Origin of the sequence: Microcystis sp. BLCC-F210 (genome assembly GCF_042134685.1) — a bacterium.
Classification (GTDB): domain Bacteria; phylum Cyanobacteriota; class Cyanobacteriia; order Cyanobacteriales; family Microcystaceae; genus Microcystis; species Microcystis aeruginosa_D.
Genome location: NZ_CP169647.1, coordinates 4,194,153 through 4,217,589, shown reverse-complemented (window position 1 = coordinate 4,217,589; position 23,437 = coordinate 4,194,153). Strand labels below are relative to the sequence as shown.

Annotated in this window: 17 protein-coding genes and 2 pseudogenes; 9 read left to right on the top strand and 10 right to left on the bottom strand. The window is 41.0% G+C overall.

The genetic code is table 11. The features are described 5' to 3' along the window. Window positions 1–49 precede the first annotated feature (49 nt). Window positions 50–457, top strand: a complete 408-nt coding sequence (locus ACE3JL_RS20555) for a hypothetical protein (RefSeq protein WP_271991285.1) — start codon at window positions 50–52, stop codon at window positions 455–457. Window positions 458–469: 12 nt separating this feature from the next. Here ACE3JL_RS20555 and ACE3JL_RS20550 read toward each other — a convergent pair whose 3' ends face one another. The 4 genes from ACE3JL_RS20550 to petC all read right to left on the bottom strand — a co-directional run bounded on the left by ACE3JL_RS20550 (window position 470) and on the right by petC (window position 5,419). Then, window positions 470–2,119, bottom strand: a complete 1,650-nt coding sequence (locus ACE3JL_RS20550; protein WP_271991287.1) for an AarF/ABC1/UbiB kinase family protein — start codon at window positions 2,117–2,119, stop codon at window positions 470–472. A gap of 542 nt (window positions 2,120–2,661) precedes the next feature. Next, the gene (locus ACE3JL_RS20545; RefSeq protein WP_271991290.1) at window positions 2,662–3,723 is read right to left on the bottom strand and encodes a mannose-1-phosphate guanylyltransferase; all 1,062 of its coding nucleotides are present in this window, start codon (window positions 3,721–3,723) and stop codon (window positions 2,662–2,664) included. Between the two features lie 126 nt (window positions 3,724–3,849). Then, window positions 3,850–4,836: a cytochrome f gene (gene petA, locus ACE3JL_RS20540; protein ID WP_375328255.1), complete on the bottom strand. Its 987-nt coding sequence runs from the start codon at window positions 4,834–4,836 to the stop codon at window positions 3,850–3,852. Window positions 4,837–4,879: 43 nt separating this feature from the next. Beyond that, window positions 4,880–5,419 carry a cytochrome b6-f complex iron-sulfur subunit gene (petC, locus tag ACE3JL_RS20535; RefSeq protein ID WP_271991295.1) on the bottom strand — a complete coding sequence of 180 codons (540 nt, stop codon included), beginning with the start codon at window positions 5,417–5,419 and terminating at the stop codon, window positions 4,880–4,882. Window positions 5,420–5,857: 438 nt separating this feature from the next. Between petC and ACE3JL_RS20530 the strand changes: the two genes are divergently transcribed. Next, complete coding sequence (locus ACE3JL_RS20530; RefSeq protein WP_375328254.1) at window positions 5,858–9,364, top strand: N-6 DNA methylase; 3,507 nt, start codon at window positions 5,858–5,860, stop codon at window positions 9,362–9,364. Between the two features lie 23 nt (window positions 9,365–9,387). Beyond that, on the top strand, window positions 9,388–9,645 hold the full coding sequence (locus ACE3JL_RS20525) for a nucleotidyltransferase family protein (RefSeq protein ID WP_375328253.1): 258 nt from the start codon (window positions 9,388–9,390) through the stop codon (window positions 9,643–9,645). Window positions 9,646–9,946: 301 nt separating this feature from the next. On the opposite strand, the gene ACE3JL_RS20520 is transcribed toward ACE3JL_RS20525, so the two are convergent. Then, entirely contained in the window at window positions 9,947–11,008 is a 1,062-nt protein-coding gene (locus ACE3JL_RS20520; protein ID WP_375328252.1) for an anthranilate phosphoribosyltransferase family protein, read from the bottom strand. Between the two features lie 43 nt (window positions 11,009–11,051). Next, complete coding sequence (locus tag ACE3JL_RS20515) at window positions 11,052–12,047, bottom strand: LysR family transcriptional regulator (protein ID WP_271991308.1); 996 nt, start codon at window positions 12,045–12,047, stop codon at window positions 11,052–11,054. A gap of 541 nt (window positions 12,048–12,588) precedes the next feature. On the opposite strand from ACE3JL_RS20515, the gene ACE3JL_RS20510 reads away from it, so the two are divergent. From ACE3JL_RS20510 to ACE3JL_RS20485, 6 genes are all read left to right on the top strand, one after another. Continuing rightward, window positions 12,589–12,966, top strand: coding sequence for a phosphomannose isomerase type II C-terminal cupin domain (locus tag ACE3JL_RS20510; protein ID WP_150976180.1), 378 nt, complete (start codon window positions 12,589–12,591; stop codon window positions 12,964–12,966). Window positions 12,967–13,014: 48 nt separating this feature from the next. Then, on the top strand, window positions 13,015–13,566 hold the full coding sequence (gene cobU / locus ACE3JL_RS20505; protein ID WP_271988442.1) for a bifunctional adenosylcobinamide kinase/adenosylcobinamide-phosphate guanylyltransferase: 552 nt from the start codon (window positions 13,015–13,017) through the stop codon (window positions 13,564–13,566). A 5-nt stretch (window positions 13,567–13,571) separates the two neighbouring features. Beyond that, window positions 13,572–14,366, top strand: coding sequence for a class I SAM-dependent methyltransferase (locus tag ACE3JL_RS20500; protein ID WP_375328251.1), 795 nt, complete (start codon window positions 13,572–13,574; stop codon window positions 14,364–14,366). Window positions 14,367–14,375: 9 nt separating this feature from the next. Further along, the gene (leuD, locus tag ACE3JL_RS20495) at window positions 14,376–14,966 is read left to right on the top strand and encodes a 3-isopropylmalate dehydratase small subunit (RefSeq protein WP_002740602.1); all 591 of its coding nucleotides are present in this window, start codon (window positions 14,376–14,378) and stop codon (window positions 14,964–14,966) included. A gap of 96 nt (window positions 14,967–15,062) precedes the next feature. After that, window positions 15,063–15,239, top strand: a complete 177-nt coding sequence (locus tag ACE3JL_RS20490) for a hypothetical protein (RefSeq protein WP_002740601.1) — start codon at window positions 15,063–15,065, stop codon at window positions 15,237–15,239. 65 nt (window positions 15,240–15,304) lie between these two features. Beyond that, window positions 15,305–17,377: an AAA family ATPase gene (locus tag ACE3JL_RS20485; protein ID WP_271988440.1), complete on the top strand. Its 2,073-nt coding sequence runs from the start codon at window positions 15,305–15,307 to the stop codon at window positions 17,375–17,377. A gap of 275 nt (window positions 17,378–17,652) precedes the next feature. Here ACE3JL_RS20485 and ACE3JL_RS20480 read toward each other — a convergent pair whose 3' ends face one another. The 4 genes and pseudogenes from ACE3JL_RS20480 to ACE3JL_RS20465 all read right to left on the bottom strand — a co-directional run. Next, the gene (locus ACE3JL_RS20480; RefSeq protein ID WP_375328250.1) at window positions 17,653–19,890 is read right to left on the bottom strand and encodes an FUSC family protein; all 2,238 of its coding nucleotides are present in this window, start codon (window positions 19,888–19,890) and stop codon (window positions 17,653–17,655) included. A gap of 56 nt (window positions 19,891–19,946) precedes the next feature. Continuing rightward, window positions 19,947–21,392 carry a hypothetical protein gene (locus ACE3JL_RS20475; protein ID WP_375328249.1) on the bottom strand — a complete coding sequence of 482 codons (1,446 nt, stop codon included), beginning with the start codon at window positions 21,390–21,392 and terminating at the stop codon, window positions 19,947–19,949. Window positions 21,393–22,121: 729 nt separating this feature from the next. After that, window positions 22,122–22,668 (bottom strand): annotated as a pseudogene (locus tag ACE3JL_RS20470) (photosystem II q(b) protein); the annotation flags it as partial. Window positions 22,669–23,202: 534 nt separating this feature from the next. Continuing rightward, a pseudogene (locus ACE3JL_RS20465) lies at window positions 23,203–23,370 on the bottom strand (tail length tape measure protein); the annotation flags it as partial. Between the last annotated feature and the right edge of the window lie 67 nt (window positions 23,371–23,437).

The following is a 23,437-nucleotide window of genomic DNA, read 5'->3' as shown; positions in this document are numbered from 1 at the left end:
CGCAGACAATTATCAGTTATCAGATTCTAGAATTTCGGGGCGATAGTTTATGGAACGCGGTTTATTGTGGACACCTTTATTAATTCTGTTTATTTGGTTGGCTTGGAGTGGTTGGAATGAATACCAAAAAGTGGAAATCTATCGAGAATGGGCGGAAAACTTCGATCGAGCTAAGTATGATATATATTCTGTCTTAGGTCAAAAAGATAGAATTATCACCTGGGGAAAACCAACTCGTAAGGGAGTGATTAATTTACAAACTTTTTCCCTAGAGGAGGTCAAAGAAATCCGTCTGTTAGTTAATAATCAAGTGGTGGATTTAGATGCTCTTCCCCCCCAAGGTTCCCCTTTTCTAGAATTTATTTTTAAGGAGCGATCACCTGAAAAAATTCCCTTTACTGAAGTTGAATTGGCTAGTCAGTGGGCGAAATTTTTACAACAACAAATCTTAATTTAATGCCGATAATTTCTAGCGCAATCTTCCCGATCGCAGGATACCGACAACTAACCATAAACCGATAAAACTAGCTGTAGCAAATAATACGGTACTAATAATAGTTAATTGCCGAGATTGGGCGCTGGCCGTAACAATAGCAGCCCCGATAATTAAGGAGCCAATAATCACACTAAAAGCTAGTCGATTAGCGGAATTATCTAAACTGCGACGGAGATTATCTAATTCCCGAATTTTCAGATTAACATTTAAAGTTTCTGAGGTTAAACCATCTAGTAAAACTTCGATTTGACGAGGAGATTTCAAGGAAAAAGATTTCAAGTCTAAAACTGTTCTTAGGGCAGTTTGTAGGGGAGTGCTACCGATTAACTGTTGTTCAAGAATATTAGTTAATAGCGGTTTAACTTCTTCTAGGATATTAATGTCAGGATTAAATTTTCGGGCAGTTCCTTCTAGATTAGCGAGACTTTTGGCGAATAAACCTAAATTACCCGGGAGTTTAATTCTATTGCGACGGGCAACTTGCAAAAGTTCATAAACTACCTCACTAAAGTTAATTTGATTTAAATTGAGGTTATAATATTTTCGCAACATCCGCTCATAATCTACCTCTAATTGGACTAAAGTAATCGGGACTACTGACTCGGATAGTTTAATAGTTAGTTGACTGCATCTTTTCGCATCTAAGTCAACAATTGCTAATAACAATTCTGTTAAAATTTGTTGAGTTTGCGGGTCTAATCTGCCCACCATACCACAGTCAATTAAAGCTACTCTACCATCATCAAGATAGAAAATATTACCCGGGTGAGGATCGGCATGAAAGAAGCCATCAATATAAATTTGTTGAAAAAATGACCGAAACAAAATCCTAGTTATTTCGGTTTTTCTTTGGGAAATTGCTTGCTCAGTTGGCGGTCTAGAAACATCAGCCTCTAAAATTTGTTTTCCCTCTAACCATTCTAACACTAATAGCCTAGAATTAGTTAAGTGCCAATAAATTTTAGGAATAACTAACTGTTTGGGTTCTGACCAACGACTCTGGGTTAAATTATAGCGTAATTGGTCAGTATAATGACCTTCTTGGGTGAAATCTAATTCCGCATTAACTGCTTTAATAAACTCCTCTGCTAAGTCAACAACGTCGTAACTTTGACCAAATTCTGTTAGGGCAACTAAATCAGCAATTCCCTTAATTAAGGCACTATCTTGGGCGACAATTTTTTCAATCCCCGGACGCAAGACTTTAATCGCTACTTCTTCCCCAGATAATAAAGTTGCCCGATGAATTTGCCCGATCGATCCTGCGGCGATCGGTTGGGTATTAATATACTTAAATACCTGTTCGATCGGTTTTGCTAACTGTTCAGTGATGACTATTTCTATATCCTTCCAAGCAACGGGAGGAACTTGCGCTTGTAGGGCAGTTAAAGCCTCGATATAATTAGCAGGTAGCAGATCGGGACGGGTACTAAGTAACTGTCCCAATTTGACATAAAAAGGACCCAATTCCACGAGGATTTTTTTGAGAACTTCTGGGGTAGGAATCTGGGGATTTTCTGTTTTTCCTAGGGTTAAAACCCCGCGCATATAGTCCCAACCGTTGCCGAGAACTATCTCAAGGATTTCTTTTTGTCTTTGACTGGTTTGGGGGAGTGAGAACACAGTATTATCAGTTATCAGTTATCAGTTATCAGTGGGTAAGTTATCAGTTATTAGTGGGTAAGTTATCAGTGGGTAAGTTAGGTACTTATCGATGGCTGCATCCCACATTTGCAGAAATACCGATAATCAGCAATTATCAGTGACTCTTAAATTATTACAGATATATCAGCAGCTGCGTGTAAGCATCCCACAAAAAAACTAATGCGCGGGGGGTTCGGGGGAGGCGCTTCGTCCCCCGACGGGGGGTTTGGGGGGTAGAACCCCCCAAAAGCTTGGATTGAGCGATAAAACCGAAAGTAACGCCCGATTTTAGTAGAGAGTTTCCCTTAAAAAATCCCAACTTAGTAGATTTACAAAAATGAGATGTACCCCTTTCAGTTATCAGTTATCAGTTATCAGTTATCAGATTTGAGTTTTAAGTGAGCAGTATTAAATAAAAGTTTCCTACTGTCTTTTCTCTGGTTACTGGTTACTGATCACTGATTACTGAAAAAGCTGATGGCTTAGATGTGTAATTAATTTTACTTAGGTACTTATCGATCCTATAAAAATTTCTTTAATTTGGGATCGGTTTGTAATTGCTTGAGAACCTGTTTAATATCTTGGGTACGATCTTTGTGGACAACGAGAGTTGCTTTCCCGTCGCGAACAATTACCAGATCTTTTAAACCAATAGTAACGATCGCTTCTTCCTCATCACTAGCATAGATAATAGCCCCTTCCGTGTCCAAACCGACATGATTGGCCAGTTCGATATTTTTGCCCTTTGCTTCTAGTAATCTTTCCAGAGAATTCCAATCTCCTAGATCATCCCAACCGAAATTAGCGGGTAAAACGTAAGCGAGTTGAGTTTTTTCCATCAAAGCATAATCGATACTTTTTTTCTCTAAATCCTCATAGGCAGCGATGCCCCGATCGCTCAGAGGTTGTAAAATATTATTAGCGTGGGTTTTTAGCTCCTCTAAAACCACTTGTCCCTGAAAGATAAACATTCCGCTATTCCAGCTAAAAAGTCCCGTTTCTAGGAATTTTTCGGCCGTGCTGCGATCAGGTTTTTCCGTAAAACGACTCACTTTATAGACGGGTAAACCATTAAATTCGCCCTGATTTTCTCCCTGTTCGATATAACCGTAACCGGTGGAGGGATAATCGGGTTTAATCCCTAAAGTAACGATCGCTTTTTGGCTGACGGCCACTTCTACGGCCGCTTTTAAAGTGTTAATATAAGCCTCTTGATCACCAATATAATGATCGGCAGGAAAAAAACCGATCGCCACTTCCTTACCATAACGTTTTATCACTTCTAAAGTAGCCCAAGTCACAGCCGGGGCCGTATCCTTGCCCACCGGTTCCACTAATAGGTTACTCTCCGGTAAATCGGGCAGTTGTTCGCGGACTCCATCAGCGATCGCACTAGCGGTAATTACCCAGAGATTTTCCCAACCTGCGCCTAAAGATAATAGACGATCGGCCGTTGCTTGTAAAAGACTGCGACCACTACCATCAAGACAGAGAAACTGTTTCGGACGCGCTAAACGACTGAGGGGCCAAAAACGTTCCCCTTTACCCCCGGCGAGAATGACTGGAACAAGCGACTGATTCATAAAAAATTGACACTTATCGGTTAAGTTGAACCGATTGTATCAGACGGCAGCGAGCGTTTTCCTGACTCAAAGCTAAAAAGCGGGCAAATAACCCGCTTTCTAGCAAAAATAACCGAAATATTGCGATTAGAAATTCATTTCGGCCGCTTGTACTGTTTCCACTTGTTTTTTCTTAATAACTAAGAGGATTTGGCAGAGCATAATACCACCGAGGAATAAGACTAATCCTTTGATCCGGCCGGGATTTTGCAGGACAACTTCCGTCTCTTTTTGACCAAAACCGCCGACATTGGGGTTACTGGTTAAAAATTGTCCCACTTCGATCGCTTGACCTTCCGAGACGATTAACTCAGGACCTGCGGGAATATTTTCCACCACGGGGCCAGCTTGGGAAGCGATGGTCACTTCATAACCACCGGCTTCGGTTTTGCTGATCTGGCTAATTGTACCAGCAGCAGAGGCTTTGAAAGCGTTATTATTGCTAGGTTCACCGGTGGGGTACACTTGACCGCGACCGCGATTGGCCCCTAAATGCACAGCATATTTACCGAAGTGAATAGCCTTATTTTGGCTAGGATCGGGGGCCAGGACGGGGAAAACGATTTCTTTGTATTGATCTCCGGGTAAGGGGCCGACGATAACCACGTTATCTTGACCTTCTTTGTAGGATTGGAAATAGACTCCACCGAGTTTTTCCTGCATTTCTTCGGGAATGCGATCGGGAGGCGCGATTTTAAAACCATCCGGTAGCATTAAGACTGCACCGACGTTTAAACCCCCCTTGGATCCGTCTCCTAACACCTGTTGACTGGCGGGATCATAGGGGATTTTTACTACTGCTTCAAAGACGCTATCAGGTAATACCGAGTGAGGGATTTCAATTTCGGCGGGTTTTTGGGCTAAATGGCAGTTCGCGCAGACAATCCGACCGGTCGCTTCTCTGGGGGTTTCCGGGGCGGTTTGTTGCGCCCAAAAAGGATATGCTTGGGCAGATTGGGGGTTAATGACATCGCTGGTTAGGAGTAGGGAAACGGTAGCGATCGCCACGAGGACAGCTTTCACTAGGGCCTGTCTGTGGACTTGCGGGAAGCTTAAAAAGTTGAATGTTCTCATCTCTATCGGTTAAATAATTCCAAATCTCGTCACATTGAATAATCTAGGACCACCAGGGTTCTTCACCGGTGCGGAAGTCGGTTTCCGTCCAAGTGGAGAAGACGACTTTATCATTATCGGTGACGTTGGCATGGGCGAGGGCTAAGGATAGAGGCGCTGGACCGCGAACTACTTTTCCTTCGGCATTGTACTGGGAACCGTGGCAAGGACACATGAATTTTTCCTCGCTGGCATTCCAAGGCACCACACAACCTAAGTGGGTACAGACGGCGTTAATTCCATAGTTGGCCAGGGTTTTGTCCTCTTGGACGACTAAATAGGTGGGGTCGCCTTTTAAACCTTGGGCTAAGGTGCGATCGCCAGCGTTATGACTGGCCAGAAATTGACTGACAATCACATCATCACCGAGGGCATCTTTAGCGGTGACACCGCCACCCGTACCACCGGCCGAGGGGGGAATAAAATACTTAACAATCGGATACAAAGCCCCCGCTGCTACTCCGGTAATTGTACCAAAGGTCAACAGGTTCATAAATTGACGACGACCCAAATCGGGAACATCTGTACCGGAAACTTGACTCATTGCTCCTTATCTCCAAATGTAAATTTTTGTAAACTAATTCTCATCTAAGGGCGATTTTGTGCATCTCGATCAAGACGAAAACCCAGAGCTTCAAGAAGGTTTACAAGGGCTTTATTAGATTATTACAGATATTGAGTCACGGACAATTGCCACGGTAAAGCTGCCCCAAATGCGATCGCTGTTTTCTCGCTTTTGCCGAGATGAGAAACCGCAAACATCGAAAGAATCTTAAAAAATTCGATCCAATGGAAAAGTTAAGTCCCCATCTACCTTTAACTTAAGTTAGTAGCCAAGAATACAATGATCTCAAGTCATGCCTACCGGCTTGTCCACGGAAAAGTCTTGCGTCAATAGATTACTTAACTCAATTTGTCAAAGCGTGGATTACTTTCAATGCTTGGTATAAAAATTGTTATTTATCTCTATCATCTTTAACTTATGAAATTAGCTGATATTCTCAAAGACTCAAGTTATAAGTTGTCCCAGTTTACGCCGACGGAAATTGAGCAATTAGAGCAGGCAATTACGCTTAAAAAGACGAAAAATGGGGAAGCTCCTTATACAATTTGCTTAGTAAGGAAAAAAGAGATTAAACTTACCCCAGAAGAAGCGATTAGACAATTATATTTAAGGGTTTTAAGCGATCGCTTAAATTATCCTCTCAGTCGCATTCAGGTGGAGTATGGGGTGAATTTTGGCAGAGAGGTAAAACGAGCAGATATTGCGGTGATGGACAAAGATCGTCCGAACACGGTTTATATTTTAGTAGAGGTAAAAAAACCCAAACTCAAGGAAGGAAAAGCACAACTACGTTCCTATTGTAACGGCACTGGTTCGCCGATGGCTGTCTGGACGAACGGCGATCAGATTTCCTATTATCAACGCAAAGATCCCAATTATTTTGAAGATATTCCAGATATCCCTAACTCTAATCAAACCCTAGCAGATATTCTCCAGATTAAGTTCACTTTAGATGATTTAATCGCCAATGATAAGTTAGTCAAAGAAAATAAATCTCTGAAAACGCTAATCGAAGAAATGGAAGATGAGGTATTAGCAAATGCGGGGGTAGATGTCTTTGAGGAATTATTTAAGCTGATTTTTGCCAAGCTCTATGATGAATGGTATTCTGGACAGGGTAATCGACGTTCTACTCGTTCTCTGGAGTTTCGTAATACAGGACAAACAGAAAGCGCATTAAAAACGAAAATTCAGGATCTTTTTGACAAAGCTAAGAAAAAATGGCCAGGGGTATTTAGTGAGGATGCCAAGATTAGTCTCACACCTTCTCACTTATCAGTTTGTGTGTCATCTTTAGAGAATGTGAAGCTATTTAACTCCAATTTGGATGTAATTGATGAAGCATTTGAGTATTTAATCAATCAAAGCAGTAAAGGGGAAAAAGGACAGTTTTTCACCCCTCGTTATGTGATTGATCTGTGTGTAAAAATGCTTAACCCCCAAGAAGATGAATATATGATTGATAGCGCAGCTGGTTCATCGGGTTTTCCAGTACATACGATCTTTCATGTTTGGCGGCAGATTCTAGAGGATGAGGGATTAGAAGTAAGTCATTTATTTTCATTGGAAGAAAAGCCACCCCGTTGTAAGGAATATGTGGAAGAAAAGGTGTTTGCTATTGATTTTGATGAAAAAGCGGTGAGAGTAGCACGAACCCTCAATCTGATTGCTGGAGATGGACAGACAAATGTACTACATTTAAACACCCTAGATTATGAATTATGGGATGAGGTGACGCAACAGGAAGAATGGGATGATGTTTATCATGAAGGTTTCAGACGCTTGAAAAAACTCCGTCCAAAGGGAAGTCCAGACTATAGGGAGTTTCAATTCGATATTTTGATGGCAAATCCACCTTTTGCGGGTGATATCAAAGAACCGCGCATGATTGCTCGTTATGACTTGGCAAAAAAGCCTAACGGTAAATGGGAAACTAAGGTAGGACGCGATATTTTATTTATTGAGCGCAATCTAGACTTTTTGAAACCGGGGGGAAGAATGGCGATTGTTTTACCCCAAGGACGCTTTAATAATTCCTCTGATAAGAATATTCGGGATTTTATTGCCGAAAGATGTCGAATTTTAGCAGTGGTGGGATTACATGGTAATACTTTTAAACCCCATACAGGAACAAAAACCTCGGTGTTATTGGTGCAAAAATGGAATGATGATCCCAAAATAGGCGCACTTTGTCCTCGTCAGGATGATTATAATATCTTTTTTGCGACGATGCAGAAGTCAGGCAAGGATAATTCTGGGGAAAAAGTTTATGTTAAAGTGTCTGATGATTCGGGGGATTTTCTCTTAGATAAACATAATCATTGGATTGTGGATCATGATCTTTTTAATCATGATGGATTAACGGAAGATGGTATCGCTGAGGCGTTTATTGAGTTTGCTAAAAAGGAGAATTTAAGTTTTTTTGACCTTTCCCCTCTGAGTAAGGGGGGAGCTTTTGATCCGGTTAAATATCAGCAGTTAATGGATAGGTTGGAAGCGGTTGAGTTAACTCTCTCTGAAGTTCTCAGCGAAAATGATGTCTTTAGAATTGATAATGACTTCTTTCAAAAAGAGTTTATATTAATTAGCAAAAAATTTAAAAATAATCACAGATTAGAAGAATACACACAATCAATTACATGCGGTCCATTTGGATCGACTATTCAGGACGATACATATCAAGAGACTGGTGTAATAGTAGTTAGACCTTTCAATTTAGTAAATTTCAAGGTTGAGAATACTAATTTAGTTTATATTTCTGAGAGCGACATTGTAGAAAAGAGGTTAAAGCTTTTTCACAAGGGGGCATTGTTATTCTCTAGAGTTGGTGATGTTAGATGTGGTGTTCTTACACAAAATGAAGTAACTATAAGTCCAAATATTATTGCTACTGAATTGAAGGGTGAGAATTATAGTTCTTATTTCCTAAGTGTATTTTTTAACTCAAAATATGGGCTTTTACAGATTATGAGATCAGTCAAAACGGTTGCTCAACCAACAATATCAACGGATACTGTTAGAAACCTAAAATTACCAGAGATAAGTAAACAATTTCAAAATGAGTGTGAAAGACTTTTACTGTCTGCATTTGAGATGGAAACAAAAAGCTGTAATCTTTACCAACAAGCTGAAGATTTACTATTAACAGAACTTGGTTTAAAAGATTGGAAACCCACAGAAGAAAGCATCGCCGTTAAGAGTTTTTCTGAGTCTTTTTTGTCTTCTGGACGCTTAGATGCTGAGTATTATCAACCGAAATTTTATCAAGTAGAGGAAGCTATTCAAAGCTGTAGTTTTCATTCTCAAAGATTAGGTAGTTTGATTGAGCCAATTCAAAACGGTTTTGACTATCGAGAGTACACAGAAGAAGGTACACCTTACATTCGAGTTGGTGATGTTAAAAATGGACAAATTAATTTTGAAAGTGCTGTAAAAATTCCAATGACAATCTCTGATATTGATAAACCAGTAGGTCTGAAAACTGGAGATATTCTGTTTACTCGCAAAGGTAGCTTTGGTAATTCCGCAGTTGTTACCGAATTAGAGTTAAATGCAATTATTAGCAGTGAAATTATGCTTTTGCGTTTGACATCAGTTTTTAAACAAGAAATCTTACCAGAATATGTGAGTCTATTTTTAAATTCAAAATTCGGATACTTACAGGTTGAACGTAGAGTTCATGGCGTAGCTTATTACAGCATTTCTCAACCAGATTTAGCTAATTTACTAATTCCAATGTTGCCAATATCACAACAGCAAAAAATCGTTGAGAAAATCAAGTTATCTTTTGCACTAAAGCAAAAATCCAAACAACTCTTAGAAATTGCTAAAATAGGAGTAGAAAAAGCAATAGAAACCGATGAAGAAACGGCAACAGCTTGGATAAACCAACAACTAGAAAGCTTGGGAGTAAACCTAATCTGATGAACACAAAAATAAATCTACCAATGGAACAAATTAAAGCATTTTGTCAAAAGTGGCAAGTCACCGAATTGGCATTATTTGGTTCAGTTTTACGCGAAGATTTCCGTTCAGATAGCGATATTGATATTTTAATTACCTTTTTCCCAACTGCTAAACGAGGTTTAACCGAAACCCTACAAATGCGCGATGAACTGCAAGCAATTTTCAATCGAAAAGTAGATTTAATTGTGAAAGCAGCACTCAAACGCAGTGATAACTGGCTAAGATGTAGGCTCTTCTAGGTTCTGTGTGATAAGTTTAACTTACAGAGGATCGATCAATCTTTGTGTCCTTTGTGTCCTTTGTGTCTTTGTGGTTCCTTCCACTCGCTCGCCAGAAAGAATGTATCTTAGAATACATCTTGCCCACCAAACCTAAGAGAGCCAGATGTAAAAACATTTTAGAATCAGCACAGATTATATATGCCTCGTGATCAAGAATCTCTAATCGACATTGCTCACGTCGAAGTCTCGCCGAACGTCCTCAAAATCGGCAAAACCCTACACCTCATATCCTACCCCTAGGAAAAACTTTAGACCCTATCTATTGCTGATTTTCCAGATAATTACAGATTTGTTCTAATTTAGCCAGGGCTTTTCCTGACTGTAAAGATTGTTGTGCTTGTTGGAAACCGGTGGGGATATCTGGAGCAATTCCACAGCGCCAAAGATAAAAACCACCGTTAAAAATTGCCGCATCGGTTAATTCATTATTTTCTCCGGCTAATAAACCTTTTAATTTAGCGGTGAGCATTTCCAAAGATTCGAGGGTATAATCCGACGGAAAAAAGCCATAATCGCGAGGATTTAAGAAAAATCGCTGAAAAGAAGGGGGATCGGTGGGGTTTCCTAAACCAATAATCGCCGTCCGATTACAGGCTAAATCACAACTCCCCTCTAATCCTTTCACAGTCGTGAAATGAGAGATATTTCTCAGAGCAAAAGTTTCGCGAAAACGATCTTCGGTGGGGGGGTGAACAAAACCCGATATTTGATGAATATTACCAACAAAAGGTGACCACATTAACTCTACCGTGGCCATAGGCGGACGTTTACCGATTTGCTCCCGATAGGTGATAAAATTCTGTACTAGGGGAAAATGGCGCGGAATATAGAAAAAAGTTAATCCTGTGGTGATTAAACAGTCTTTCACTGCTGCTAAGGATAATTGACTAAAATCTGCTCCTAATTGCTGCCAGATTTCCTTGAGGGAAATACCGTATTTAGTCGGCATTCGATCGCCCCCGTGCAGGACGACAGGAATCCCCGCAGCCGCTAAGATTAAAGTAGTGATCGGAGTAACCGGGGCAGTGCGAGAACGTCCATCGTAGGGATTGCCAAAAATAGTGATCGGATGCTGAAAAGAGGCTGATTCTAGGGTTATTTGCGGGGCAAGCTCGGCGTAGGCATCAAGCATTCCCGCTAACTCATCGCTGGTGGGGCGTTTAATGCGATGGGCAATCAGAAAAGCACCGATTTGGGCAGGGGTTGCCTCTTGGGTTAACATCATCTTGGTGGCCATTGCCGCTTCGGGACGGGTTAGATTTTTGCCCGTATGGGTGCCACTACCGATCGCTTTTAGTAATTCTCGAAAAGTATCGCTCATCTCAAGGAAAAAAATAAAGAGTAAATGGGATTGATTGGGATTTTTAAGGCTGGACAGGGGGATTTTCTAAGCTTTTAACCACACTTTGATTCATTTGCCGCACTAATTGACAAAAATGAGCGATCGGTGGTATCTGTAGGCGATCGCTAGTGGTGACAAGGACTACCTGACGGGTGAGACGATGACTAAATTTACCATTATTAGGATGGGGATTTTCGCCCCTAGGGGAAGCAAGAGCTTGCCCTGAGCCAAGTCGAAGGGGACGAATGGCGAGGGTGGCATCACTACGAGCCTCCATCAGGGCAGATTGAGGCAGAAGAGCAATAATATTACCCTGACGCACCACACCGCGAAAAGCATCAAGGGTGTTTAATTCCATAACAGTTTTCAGGTGGGCATCCTGACGGGAAAACCATTCTTGTACTAATCTTTGCATTCCGTAGCCATCTTTGAAAACCACTTGCGGATAGGGGATTAATTCTGACCATGGCACTTCTTTGTATTGGGCGAGGGGATGATTAGCGGCCATGAGAATTTCGATCGCTTCTTGGTATAGTACCTCGACCACCATCTCTGGGCTAGAGGTGAGAAAACGATTATTCATTACCAACGCCACATCTACTAAACCATCCCGCAGCACTTTTAAAGCGCGATCACTACCTAGGGCTGTAACTCTTAACTGCACTTCTGGGTATTCAGCACAAAATTTTGGCAAAATCGGCGGTAAATAATGGGCGCACACGGAATGAATCGCCGCCACGCACAATTCTGGCTGTTTTCCTGCCTGTAGGTCAGTGATTTCCTCGTGAACATTCATCCATTCTTGACAAATCCGTTTCGCCCGAGGCAGTAATTTCTCCCCGGCAATGGTTAACTTCGCTTGGGCGGTGCGATGGAAAAGAGGCAAACCTAAATCGCTTTCTAGGGATTGAATCTGGCGGCTGATAGTCGATTGGGTGACTCCACACTCGCGCGCGGCTTGACCGAAATTGCCCGTATCGGCTACGGCTAAAAAGGCTTGCAATTGCTCGATCCGCATTCTTTCTGGTTTTAATTACATTCCTTCATGACCTTATGACAATAACGAATTTTATTCTGACTTTTGGTAGAAATTGCTACCGTTTTTTCAGTTATCAGTTATTTTAGCCCTCAGGAGTCAGTCCCGATACTAAAGTTGACACCGCCAAGCATGAAAATATGATAGCCTCCCATTAAGGCTAAAACAAAAAGGTTGTTCCCTCAATAGAGCTTTTTAGCCTGAGAGTCAGTCCTGATGCTAAAGTTGGCACCGCCAAGCATGAAAATATTCTGATTGACGAATTGGCGTTATTTCAGCCTCTATTTTCAAGGCAGAAGGCAGCTTTTATTTATTATCCCCACTTCCCACTTGATAATTCCCACTTCCCTTTAGCTAATACTAAATCCAGTTATTAAAAACTGATTATTTATTCCCCCTTTTGCCTCTTGCCCCTTGCTTTTTGCCTATCCTGATATGTTACCTATACTCAACGGATTTAGTATAATAGTTGCAAACCAGAGACTGTCCACTAGAATGTTAATCAAGTTTGGAGACCACCGCCATGGATGACTTAATTAATGATCCCTCCCCTTATCCCCAAGACCTAGAAATGACACGGACTCCCCCCTGGGGAACAGTGACGGTATTGGAGGAAGGTCTGCGGTATCGCATCAATCGCATTGTCATTAAACCTGGCCATCACATGAGTACCCAAATGCACTACCATCGCAGTGAACACTGGATTGTCGTCTCCGGTACAGCGCGGGTAATCTGTGATGAAAAAGAAACTCTCCTCAAACAAAAAGAATCTACATACGTTCCTATGAATACCCGTCATCGGGTGGAAAACCCCGGTTCTATTCCTCTGGTGATGATCGAGGTACAAAATGGCGAATATTTAGGAGACGATGATATTCACCGTTTTGATGATGCAGAATAGGACAGTTTTCTCCCCTATATACTTTAGTTATTTGCCGAAATCTCGATCGTGGATGAAAAAATTATCCTAGTTACAGGGGCCGCCCGTTCTGGAAAAAGTGAATGGGCTGAATATTTAGCCAAAATCAGCCAAAAACCCGTTATTTATATCGCCACCTCCTCGGTGGATGAAAAAGATCAAGAATGGTGCGATCGCATTGAAAGACACCGGCAGCGACGTTTACCCCAATGGCAAACCCAAGAAATTCCCCGACAATTAAGCGAAACTATTGATAATAGCCCATTTTCTCACTGTTTATTGATCGATTCCCTCGGTACTTGGGTAGCCAATTGTTTAGAAATGTCGGCAGCTGAATGGTCAGAAATCAGCGATCGATTCTTGTATTCCCTCAAAAATGCGGCGGTTGATGTTATTCTGGTAGCGGAAGAAACCGGTTGGGGTGTGGTTCCCGCTTATCCCCTCGGTCGTCTGTTTCGCGATCGTTTAGGCGATCTCTGTCGTAGAATTGGCACAATAGCAGACGCAGTTTATCTAGTTACCGGCGGCCATGCTCTTAATTTAAGTCAATTGGGTCAATCTTTGTCGATAATTGGGCAGTAGAGAAGATGAGCAACGATCATCAGCGTCAAGTGATTGATTTTTATGCCCGTCGTCACGATTACGATAACGATTTTACAGAAGCTCGCGCCCTTAAATTAGTAAATTATCTCTATTTACAAAAAAACCAATCTGTGCTAGACGTGGCAACGGGAACGGGATTTATTGCGGTCGCAATTGCCCCAAAAGTAAAAAGTGTCATCGGGGTTGATTTCACACCGGCAATGATTGCCAGAGCCGAAAAAAAGCTAGAAGCATTAAATATCGAGAATATTGACCTAATTAACGCCGATATAGCTGCCATTGACTTTGCCGAGTCTAGTTTCGATCTGATTACCTGTTCTCTGGCGATTGCACTTTTCCCCGATATCCCGCAAGTGCTGGCAAAATGGTATCAATGGTTAAAAAAAGGCGGTTCGGTCGCTTTTTCCTGTCATAATTTAGAATCCCACTTCCTACCCTTGATCAGTGGTGTTTGTCGCAAACATAGTGGTTTTGAGTTGCCTAATCTGCATACTCCCATCGCCACCCCAGAAAAATGCCATCAATTGCTGGAAAATGCGGGATTTACCAATATATCGGTCAATGTCGAGCAACTAGGTCGATATTTGCCCCTAGAAACCGCCAAAAACTTCTGGTATGGGCAGTATTTTCATCCTCAGCATAACCCTCTTGACCGCCTATCGGCTGCCGAAATTGCGACTCTAGTGAACAATTATCGGCGAGAAATCGAGAAAAATGCCACCGATCAGGGAGTATGGCAAGATGCAACCACTTTTTTTGTCACTGCTAGTAAAAGTTAGAAAAAGATCATGAGTCAAGTTAAAACTATCTCCGGACGAGCTTTACCCTTGCGAGGCAACGATATTGACACCGATCGCATTATTCCAGCTCGTTTTTTGCGTTGTATCACCTTTGAAGGTTTAGGAGAACAAGTGTTCGCCGATGATCGAGCCGCTTTACAGGGAAGTCATCCTTTCGATCTACCCCAGTACCAAGGAGCGAAAATTTTGGTAGTTAATGGTAATTTTGGTTGTGGTTCTTCTCGGGAACACGCACCGCAAGCGATTTTACGTTGGGGAATTCAAGCAATTATCGGGGAAAGTTTCGCCGAAATATTTTTTGGTAATTGTATCGCTAATGGGGTTCCCTGTGTCACTGCTGAGGCAAAAACCATCACCCATTTACAGGATTTAATTGCCGCTAATCCCGAAATTCCCGTCGATCTTTCCTTGACAACCATGACAGTGGAATGGGGGGATTTTGTCGCTACTGTCTCTATGAATGAAGGTTCCCGACAGATGTTAATAGAAGGGGGTTGGGATACCTGCGGACAGCTGTTACAAAATCTCGATCTGATTCAATCTACCGCGCAAAAGTTACCCTATTTAAGTTTCGTCTAGAGAAACAATCTGAGGGTGCGTTAGTAATAGATTAACGTACCCCGGCAGGGATTTTGTTGGAAATGCAGCATCTGTAAATATTTAAAAATCTGCCCTATGACTAATTCTGATAATAATCTCCAAAATATCCAAGAACCGATTTTAAACGCTCCCGAAGATGTGCGAAAAATCATTGATCGCGTTTTAAAATTGGAAAGAGATAAGTTATACCAGCGCAATCCTCGCAATATCAATGATGATGTTTTAACAATTATTAAAGAAGTAATTCAATAATCAGTTATCGGTTATCAGTTATCGGTTTACTGAAAAAACTTCCCCATCATCCCCTCTATATAAATATGAAACTACTATCAATAAAGTTATGTAATTTTCGACAATTTTATGGTAAGACTCCTGAGATACATTTAGCGGCGAGTTCTCGTAATACGACGGTAATTTATGGCAATAATGGGGCAGGAAAAACAACAATTTTAAATGCTTGTACCTGGGTTCTTTATGAAAAATTTACAGCAGCTTTTGCCGAACCAGAGTTATTAGTTAATAAACGGGCAATTACCGAAGTAACCACGGGAACTTCCATAGAATGTTCCGCAGAAGTAAACTTTGAACATGAAAATAAACGCTATCAGGTAAAACGAAAATTTTTCGCCTATCAAGATGTAAATAGTAAAATTAAATACGGTTCAAATAGTTTATATATGCTCTACGCTGGTGATGATGGCAATTGGTACACACCCAATCAACCAGCGGAGGATATTATTAATCAAATTTTACCAGAAAGTTTACACCGTTATTTCTTTTTTGATGGGGAATATATCGATCATCAATTTCGCAGTAGTAGTCAAGGTAAAATCGCCGAGGATACAAAAGAATTATTGGGAGTTAAAGTATTAGATCGAGCGATCGAGCATTTAAGAAAAGCCAAAAAATCTTTACAAGATGATCTTAAAGATTTAGGTGAATCGGATTTAAAAAAGTTACTAAAACAGGAAAGTAAAATTGAGCAGGATTTCGAGAAATTAAAACAGCATCAGCAAGATATTATTAGTCAGTTATCCCAGCAGGAAGAATTAAAAAAAGCCGTGAACAATCGCTTATTAGAGTTAAGTGGTGCCGAAGAATTAAAACAGTTAAAAGAAAAATTAGAACAACAGGAAAGAAATCTGCGACAAGATTTAGTCCGAACTAAAGATAAATTAAAGAAATTAATTTCTCAGCAAGCTTATCAAGTCTTTTTAAAAGAAATTAATCAAAATTTTCAGGAGTTAATCGATCGCCTACGACAACAAGGGGAATTACCCAGTGGTATTAAACAGCAATTTGTCCAACAATTATTAGAGCGGAAAAAATGTATTTGTGGCCAGGAATTACAGGAAAATAGCCAAGCTTATTTACAGGTACAAGACTGGATGAATAAAGCAGGAATGGCCGATGTAGAAGAAGCAGCCATTCGCTTATCTTCCACAGTCAAAGAAATCGATAAAAAAGTCTTAGATTTTTGGCAAGAAGTGGATAATTATCAAGCTAATATTCACCAATGGCGCTTAGAATTATCTTTAGTAGAATCAGAATTAGATGAAGTGCGGGATAAATTTCGTCATTATCCCGATGAAGATATTAAAAATCTGCAATCTCGCTTAGATGCGATCGAGGATTCCCTAAAAGATTTACGCTTGGAACAGGGTAGCAATAAAAATCAACTAGATATCTATGAAAAAGAGTTAGAATCCCTGCAAAAACAGGTACAGAAACAGCAACAAAAAGAGGAAAAATATAATTTAGGACAACGACGTATTTTAGTGACTCAAGAGGCAATTAATCGCATTAGTGAGGTAAGACAGAGGTTAGAAAATCAGTTTCGTTTGTCCTTAGAAAAACGGGTACAGGAAATCTTTAGCTCAATTTCTTTTACTCCCTATATTCCCCGTATTAGTCCCGATTACGAAGTAAGACTATTAGAAAATACTACAGGATTCGCAATTCCCGTGGCAGCTTCCACCGGAGAAAATCAGATTCTCAGTTTATCTTTTATCGGAGGAATTATCGATCGAGTGCGCGAATGGAGTCAGAAAAATACTTTGATGGGAATTGATAGCAGCACTTTTCCTCTGGTGATGGATTCCCCTTTTGGTAGTCTTGATCATATCTATCGTCGGCAAGTTGCGATCGCTATTCCTAAATTAGCTAATCAGTTAATTGTTTTAGTGACAAAAACTCAATGGAGAGGAGAAGTAGAAACCGAGATTTCTCCCTATATTGGTAAAGAATATGTGTTAGTTTATAATTCTCCGAAAGCAGATTGTCAAGAGGACTTAATTAATCTTCATGGTGTTGATTATTCTCTGGTTAAACGCAGTCCTAATAATTTTGAATATACGGAAATTATCGAAGTTAATCGATTTTCCTCCTGACTCTTAAATCGGTGCATCTCACCTTTGCAGAAATACAGACAATCAGCAATTATCAGTCACTTTTAAATTGGTACAAAAATATGAACAATCGCGTATAAGCATCTCACCGAAAAGCTAATGCGCTCCGGGGTTTGGGGGGTAGAACCCCCCAAAGGATTGGATTGAGTGATAAAATCGGAAGTAATGACCAATTTTAGAAGACAGTTTCCCTTTAAAAATACCCAACTCAGTAGATTTACAAAAATCAGATACACCCTTGTTATAATAACTAAATTTTAACTTCTAATAAAACGATCAATTGCTGTGTTCATTACCCCAACACGATTGGATAATTCCACAAGTTCCGTGGTGACAATATTATAATCCCTTAAATATTTCTGGAGATTAGTTCCCTCTTTTTGACGACCAATTTCCACTAACCTTTCCTCTCGCAATTCTTGCAAATGATCGAGGATATTTTCTAAAGTATCTTCGAGGGGAGGTAAGAGAGAAGGAGGATTATTTGCTTGCAAAGCTTGGGTTAATTGCGTCAAAGCTTGGGTTATTTGTTGCGTAAACAGACTTAGATTAGGATGGGGAGGACTACCGCGATATTGTTCCAATTCCGTCAATAAAACTGTCACCCCGCGACCAAAACGAGGAATATAATTACTTAAAGTGATTGCCGGTTCCATTTGTGGAAAAGGTGTGCTAGGATCATCAATTAATCTTTGTAGGGCCGTTTGTATAGCTGTATTTGCTCGTCGAGCTTTATCTCGATAGGAAGATAAACTTGCAGTTTGATAGGATGATTCTCCTAAATAAACTGCCATAACTGACTGAAAATATACTTGATTAGCTTCTAATGCTTTAATGGCAGCGAGGGAAAAACGTTCATCTTCATTAACCCGTAAAAAACCGAAGGAAAGTATAAAAGCTAAAGCACTACCAATTAAAGTATAAACTATTCTGATATACTCTAAATCAATCCCGTCATTGCTCGCATCGAGACGACTGATAATTAAAGCAAAAATTGTGATAAAAAATACTGCCAAACTATAGTGAAATCGCACCAAAGCTAAAGCGATCGCTATAGAAATCACCCCAATAACTTCTAACCAGATCGAATTGTCTATAATTGGCAACAATGCCAAAACAAAAAACGAGCCTAAAATCGTGCCAAACACCCGATTAAAAAAGCGTTGAAAAGTCAAGCTAAAATCTGGTTTTAACACAATAACTAAGGTTAAACCAATCCAAAAACTATGGGTAATTCCTAGCTTATTGTAAATCAAAACTCCTACGGAACTTCCCAAACCCAAGCGTAAACCATGACGAAATAGGGGCGATTCTAGATTAAAATTAGATTTTAATGGTTCCCACCAAGCTTTTTCTTGACCGTACTCTTTTTCTATCCCTTCAAAGTTCCGCTGCCAGGGATTTTTTTTATCTGAAAATTCCTCGCTTTGCCGCAAATGTTGCGCTGTTTCACTGGCTATTTTTAGCTGTTTAAATAATTTTTTTAAACGATTATTTAATTGCGAAATTGCCACATAACTGCTATAATCATCCTCAGCATTTTCTAAAACTTTAGCTTGCAGATTTTTTTGTTGCTCGATCGCCTTGAGTAATAGCTGCAATCGCTCACAATCCGGTCGTTTATTTCTACCCAAAATTAACCCAGCAATATCTTCGCTAATTTCCGCCACCTGCACGAGAATATCTTCTAATAAAATACTCACCGTGGTCAGTTGTGGCAAGGGATGAAGATGAAGCAATTCTCGCAGCGCAATTAAGCTGGTATTAATGCGATCGCTATCTTCAATCAAGACGATTAACAATTCCCGCAGCTCATTCTTTCCCCAACGTCCCCGACGCGTCAAGGTGACAGTTTTCCGCGAACGGAGCAACAGCTGGCGAATTTGGTCAAAATATGGCTCCTCATGAGCATTAGAACGAGAGTGTAAAGGCAAAGAGCGGAGATAGGTGGCGATACCATGAAAATTTTCCGCCGTTACCTGACGTAAAGGCTGATTAGGACGAAAAGGCCAGATAAACAGGGCTAAAAAAATTGTCCATCCCCCTCCCAACACAGCGATTCCGGCCCGTTGTAAAGCGACGACCATATCTCCCGATGGCAAAGAAACGGCAAAAAGCAGCAATAAACTAATTACTACCCCAGCTAACGCCCCATTTTCCCCGTAAACCGTCAAATAACCCGCTAGAAACAACCCACAAAAAACTATCACCACGGTCAATCCTAGCCAAGCACTGGCTAATGTACCGATAATCAAAGCTAGAGCCATCCCAATAGTCGTAGCGACTAGGGTTTTCGCTCTCAGGCAGTAAAGTCCCCCCACATCGGCTAAAATCAAGGTTTGAGCCGCTAAACCGACCATTAACCCCACTTCTGACCGATCTAAAATATCACCGATAATAATCGGCACTGTGATGGCTAATAAAGTCCGAATCCCCCGCTCGATCTCGATATCGCCACTAGGACGCAATAAAAAACCAAATCGCTGAAGTAGCATAAATCCACTGAAAACTTAACTCTTGAACCTGATAACATAGCTACCGATCAATAATTTTAGGGCAGCCAACGGGGTTTAAAACCAGCGTTGAGTTCTTGAGGCAGAATTTTCGGGATGCTATTGGGACTGAACTGATCAGGAAGCGGTAATAACCAGAGACGACCATCGGCAATGCTCGACCCCTCCCCAGTGACTAAATCATTTCCGACTCCAAAGGGTATGGTTGCTAACTGATCAAATAATAAGGCCACGCCATCGGGAGACATACTCATCTGCACGTCACGATAATTAGGTAAGGCCAGCAGAGGGATCATTTTACCCGTTTCTAGCTCAATAATCCCTAAAAATGGTTCTTCTTTCACCTTGCCATCGCTGCCCATAACCAGATCGCTTTTCAGACAGTAAAGGGTTTTTTCCTGTCGCGGTTCAAATTCACAGCTAATAATCGGATTAGCTGTTCTTAGCAGTAGTCTTGACTCTCCCTGATCGTTGAGCAAAAATAGCGATCGCTGATTATCTGGTTCCGATTTCACCATCAGTTTTTGGCGACCATCCCGGGAAAAAGCGAGGATTTTCTCGTAGGTGGGCAAAAATTGTGGTTTTCCTCCTTGGACATCCAAAGGAATCACCGCTACCCCTCCCGTTTGACTGACAACCGCTTTTTTACCGTCGGGAGATAGTAAAAAATTATCCCCTTGTATTCCTAACGGTCGCGATTGTCCATCATCGCTGATTACCCATAAACTGGCATCCCCCGGATTCCCATGATTGATTCTCTGCACGATTAGGGTTTTGCCGTTATCTGAGAGATTAAAGCGCAGGTTTTGATAGGTTTTCGCGTCTAAAAACCTTTCTATACGACCACTAGGCAAATTTTGACTATTTTCGTCATGATTTAAACCCGTAGTAATTGTGTAAAGTTGCTGTTTCGGGGTATCTCGTCCTAAGTCGGAGCGATCAAAGGCCGAGAATAAAATTCTATCTCCCCTCGGATAGATTTGAAAATCCGTGACCACCAGATCCCCAGGGGTAAGGATGGTTTTTTTCAGTTCTGTGACGTTATTTGGCCCCTGAATGATATTACAGACGATTAAACGGCCTCTTTCCTCTTGGTTGACTCCAATATAGGCAAAAGCTCGATCGTGGCTGTAAAATTCCCCGATAAAGTCCTCACCTTGGGCAATGGGTAACTTTACCTGATATTTTTTGCCGTAGATCGGTAATTCCGTCAAGGTATAGGTCAAGCGATCTCCGGCCCAGCTAATTTTACCCCGCAAGGGAGGATTGATCACCAAGCTGGTTTCCACGTCCGAACGGTCAATCGGTCGATTAAAACTTAAAGTAAAATAATTGTCCCTAACGCCGATTTTTCGCCCTTGCCAGCTAAAATTCTCCCCTCGCGTAGGAACTTGATTTCCTTGGATCAAAATCGACGATATTGCGGCAATTAAAGCCAAAATAGTCGCTAATACTAAGCGATCAAACCAAGCTAATCTTTTCATTAGTTATCAATTATCAGTATTCGTTCGTCAGGAGATTGCTTATTTATTCTCCCATCTCCCTTCTCTCTTCTCCCCCCTCTACAATAATTGCTCGCAACCAGAAATACCTTTGGCTTCTATCATACTTTGTGCTTTTTGTCAAAAAAACTTTTTTTTTGCCATAAAACTACATAAAAAAAAGATCATCGTTGTGGGTGAAATTGACTGATTTACCCGTTTTAATCAGAATCACCTTCCAGATGTGGCAAGGGTTTCAACCATTGCTGTCCAAAAAAGCACCAAACAACCCACTGTGAAATTCAGCAAAATCGCTGTAACTATCATAACATCGTTGTTAAATAAAAATCTTTCTCAATTAATTTTTAAGAATTTATAAATATTGCGGAATGTTAATTTAAATATTCTCAAGTGTTTACGGTCAATAAATAATTTTTACTTATCTTTGTCCAAAATTAGGTTAGAAGTCAGTTATCAGTTATCAGTTCACTGAGAAAACTCCCCACTTCCCACTTCATAATTCATAATTCATAATTCATAATTCCCACTCCCCCCACACCCTACACCCCACTTTCTTATCAGCTTTAGTAATGATTGTCATCGGTTTTTTCAATCGAATAAATAAAAACGCTTCCTTTTTGGGAGCGTTTTTTAACTTATCATGAGGACTTAGCAAAATGTGTGCAGAGTTAGAATGCGGATGTTGGATGGGGATCTAGCATCTGTTTATTTTTAACCATCGATCGCCAGCACTGTCAAGGCCATGGGGATAGCATCACCAGAAACTAAATCGAGGGGGGAGTTATCAGCGTTGTGTTCACGCATCACTTCAACCAATGTTAGCGCAGTTGACCACATCCGCCCAAGTTGCGGTCTCGCGTAGCGAGCGCGTTGCGACCGCACGTCCCTGGGAATCGATAATCGATTGGTTAAAGTTGAAACCGTTGAGGTTAAAAGGCATGGTTGAGATATCCATAGCGGTGAACCAGATACCCACCGGCCAAGCTCCCAGGAAGAAGTGTAGGCTGTGGCTATTGTTAAAGGAAGCGTATTGGAAGATTAAGCGTCCAAAGTAACCGTGAGCGGCGACAATATTGTAGGTTTCTTCTTCTTGACCGAATTTGTAACCGTGGTTTTGCGATTCCGATTCGGAAGTTTCCCAGACGAGGTAGGAAGTCACCAAAGAACCGTGCATAGCGGAGAAAAGAGAACCACCGAAAACACCCGCAACACCCAAAATTCGGAATTTTTGGCTTAGAAGTATGTTATCTTGGCATCTTGTATGTTGATTTAGCATAAAGAGTAACGAAGAGCCAGCAAGGCTTTATATAACTGGACTTCCCCCGTATAAACATACTAGCTATGGCTAAAAGTCTTACAGAGCCTGAGTTCAAGCAATGCAATACAAATGAACCACTGAACACAAGATCCTGAAGTTCTTACGCAGATAGGGTTTGAGGCAAAAATTTTCAAATTTGACCTTTAGACCATTATAGCTTGTTTTGGGGCAGAAAACCAGCAAAAACATGGCTACAGAGCGCATCCCTTACTCTAGAGATTAATGACACTATCTGTTAAAATCAGATTAGCGATCACTATACAGCCAACTCTACGGAATCGCTCTACTCCAGATACAGTCAACGGTACAGCGGCTCGACGGCTCGACTGAGCATCGCCGAACGTCTGAGCATCGCCGAACGTCCATTTTCAAGGGAAAAATGTACCCAGTAGCCTCTTTTCAATTTTTTCTTAGAAGCGACCTGCAGTAAGGGTTTTGTTAATTTTCTAGTATTTATGTATGGGGGAAGTCCAGATATAATTGGTCTTCATCGGCTTTCTCTGAGTCTAACAATTGTCCTAAACTCTGACTGCAAGTCTCGCCATTAAATCCTCTGGCTGTGGCTAATTTCGATTTGGGATTGATGATTCTTGCCACAATCATCGCCACTACTAAGTTTCTGATTCGGGGCGTTCGGCGAGACTTCGGCTTATGGTGTGCAGCAAGAGCAAAAACCTATCCGACTGATAGGATCAGAATATCCATCTGC

Coding starts and splice junctions, on each gene's coding strand:
- ACE3JL_RS20485 (WP_271988440.1), top strand. CDS start 15,305: ATGAAACTACTATCAATAAAGTTATGTAATTTTCGACAATTTTATGGT.
- ACE3JL_RS20515 (WP_271991308.1), bottom strand. CDS start 12,047: ATGCGGATCGAGCAATTGCAAGCCTTTTTAGCCGTAGCCGATACGGGC.
- ACE3JL_RS20475 (WP_375328249.1), bottom strand. CDS start 21,392: ATGAAAAGATTAGCTTGGTTTGATCGCTTAGTATTAGCGACTATTTTG.
- petA (WP_375328255.1), bottom strand. CDS start 4,836: ATGAGAACATTCAACTTTTTAAGCTTCCCGCAAGTCCACAGACAGGCC.
- ACE3JL_RS20520 (WP_375328252.1), bottom strand. CDS start 11,008: ATGAGCGATACTTTTCGAGAATTACTAAAAGCGATCGGTAGTGGCACC.
- ACE3JL_RS20525 (WP_375328253.1), top strand. CDS start 9,388: ATGGAACAAATTAAAGCATTTTGTCAAAAGTGGCAAGTCACCGAATTG.
- petC (WP_271991295.1), bottom strand. CDS start 5,419: ATGAGTCAAGTTTCCGGTACAGATGTTCCCGATTTGGGTCGTCGTCAA.
- ACE3JL_RS20530 (WP_375328254.1), top strand. CDS start 5,858: ATGAAATTAGCTGATATTCTCAAAGACTCAAGTTATAAGTTGTCCCAG.
- leuD (WP_002740602.1), top strand. CDS start 14,376: ATGAGTCAAGTTAAAACTATCTCCGGACGAGCTTTACCCTTGCGAGGC.
- ACE3JL_RS20490 (WP_002740601.1), top strand. CDS start 15,063: ATGACTAATTCTGATAATAATCTCCAAAATATCCAAGAACCGATTTTA.
- ACE3JL_RS20545 (WP_271991290.1), bottom strand. CDS start 3,723: ATGAATCAGTCGCTTGTTCCAGTCATTCTCGCCGGGGGTAAAGGGGAA.
- ACE3JL_RS20480 (WP_375328250.1), bottom strand. CDS start 19,890: ATGCTACTTCAGCGATTTGGTTTTTTATTGCGTCCTAGTGGCGATATC.
- ACE3JL_RS20510 (WP_150976180.1), top strand. CDS start 12,589: ATGGATGACTTAATTAATGATCCCTCCCCTTATCCCCAAGACCTAGAA.
- ACE3JL_RS20555 (WP_271991285.1), top strand. CDS start 50: ATGGAACGCGGTTTATTGTGGACACCTTTATTAATTCTGTTTATTTGG.
- ACE3JL_RS20500 (WP_375328251.1), top strand. CDS start 13,572: ATGAGCAACGATCATCAGCGTCAAGTGATTGATTTTTATGCCCGTCGT.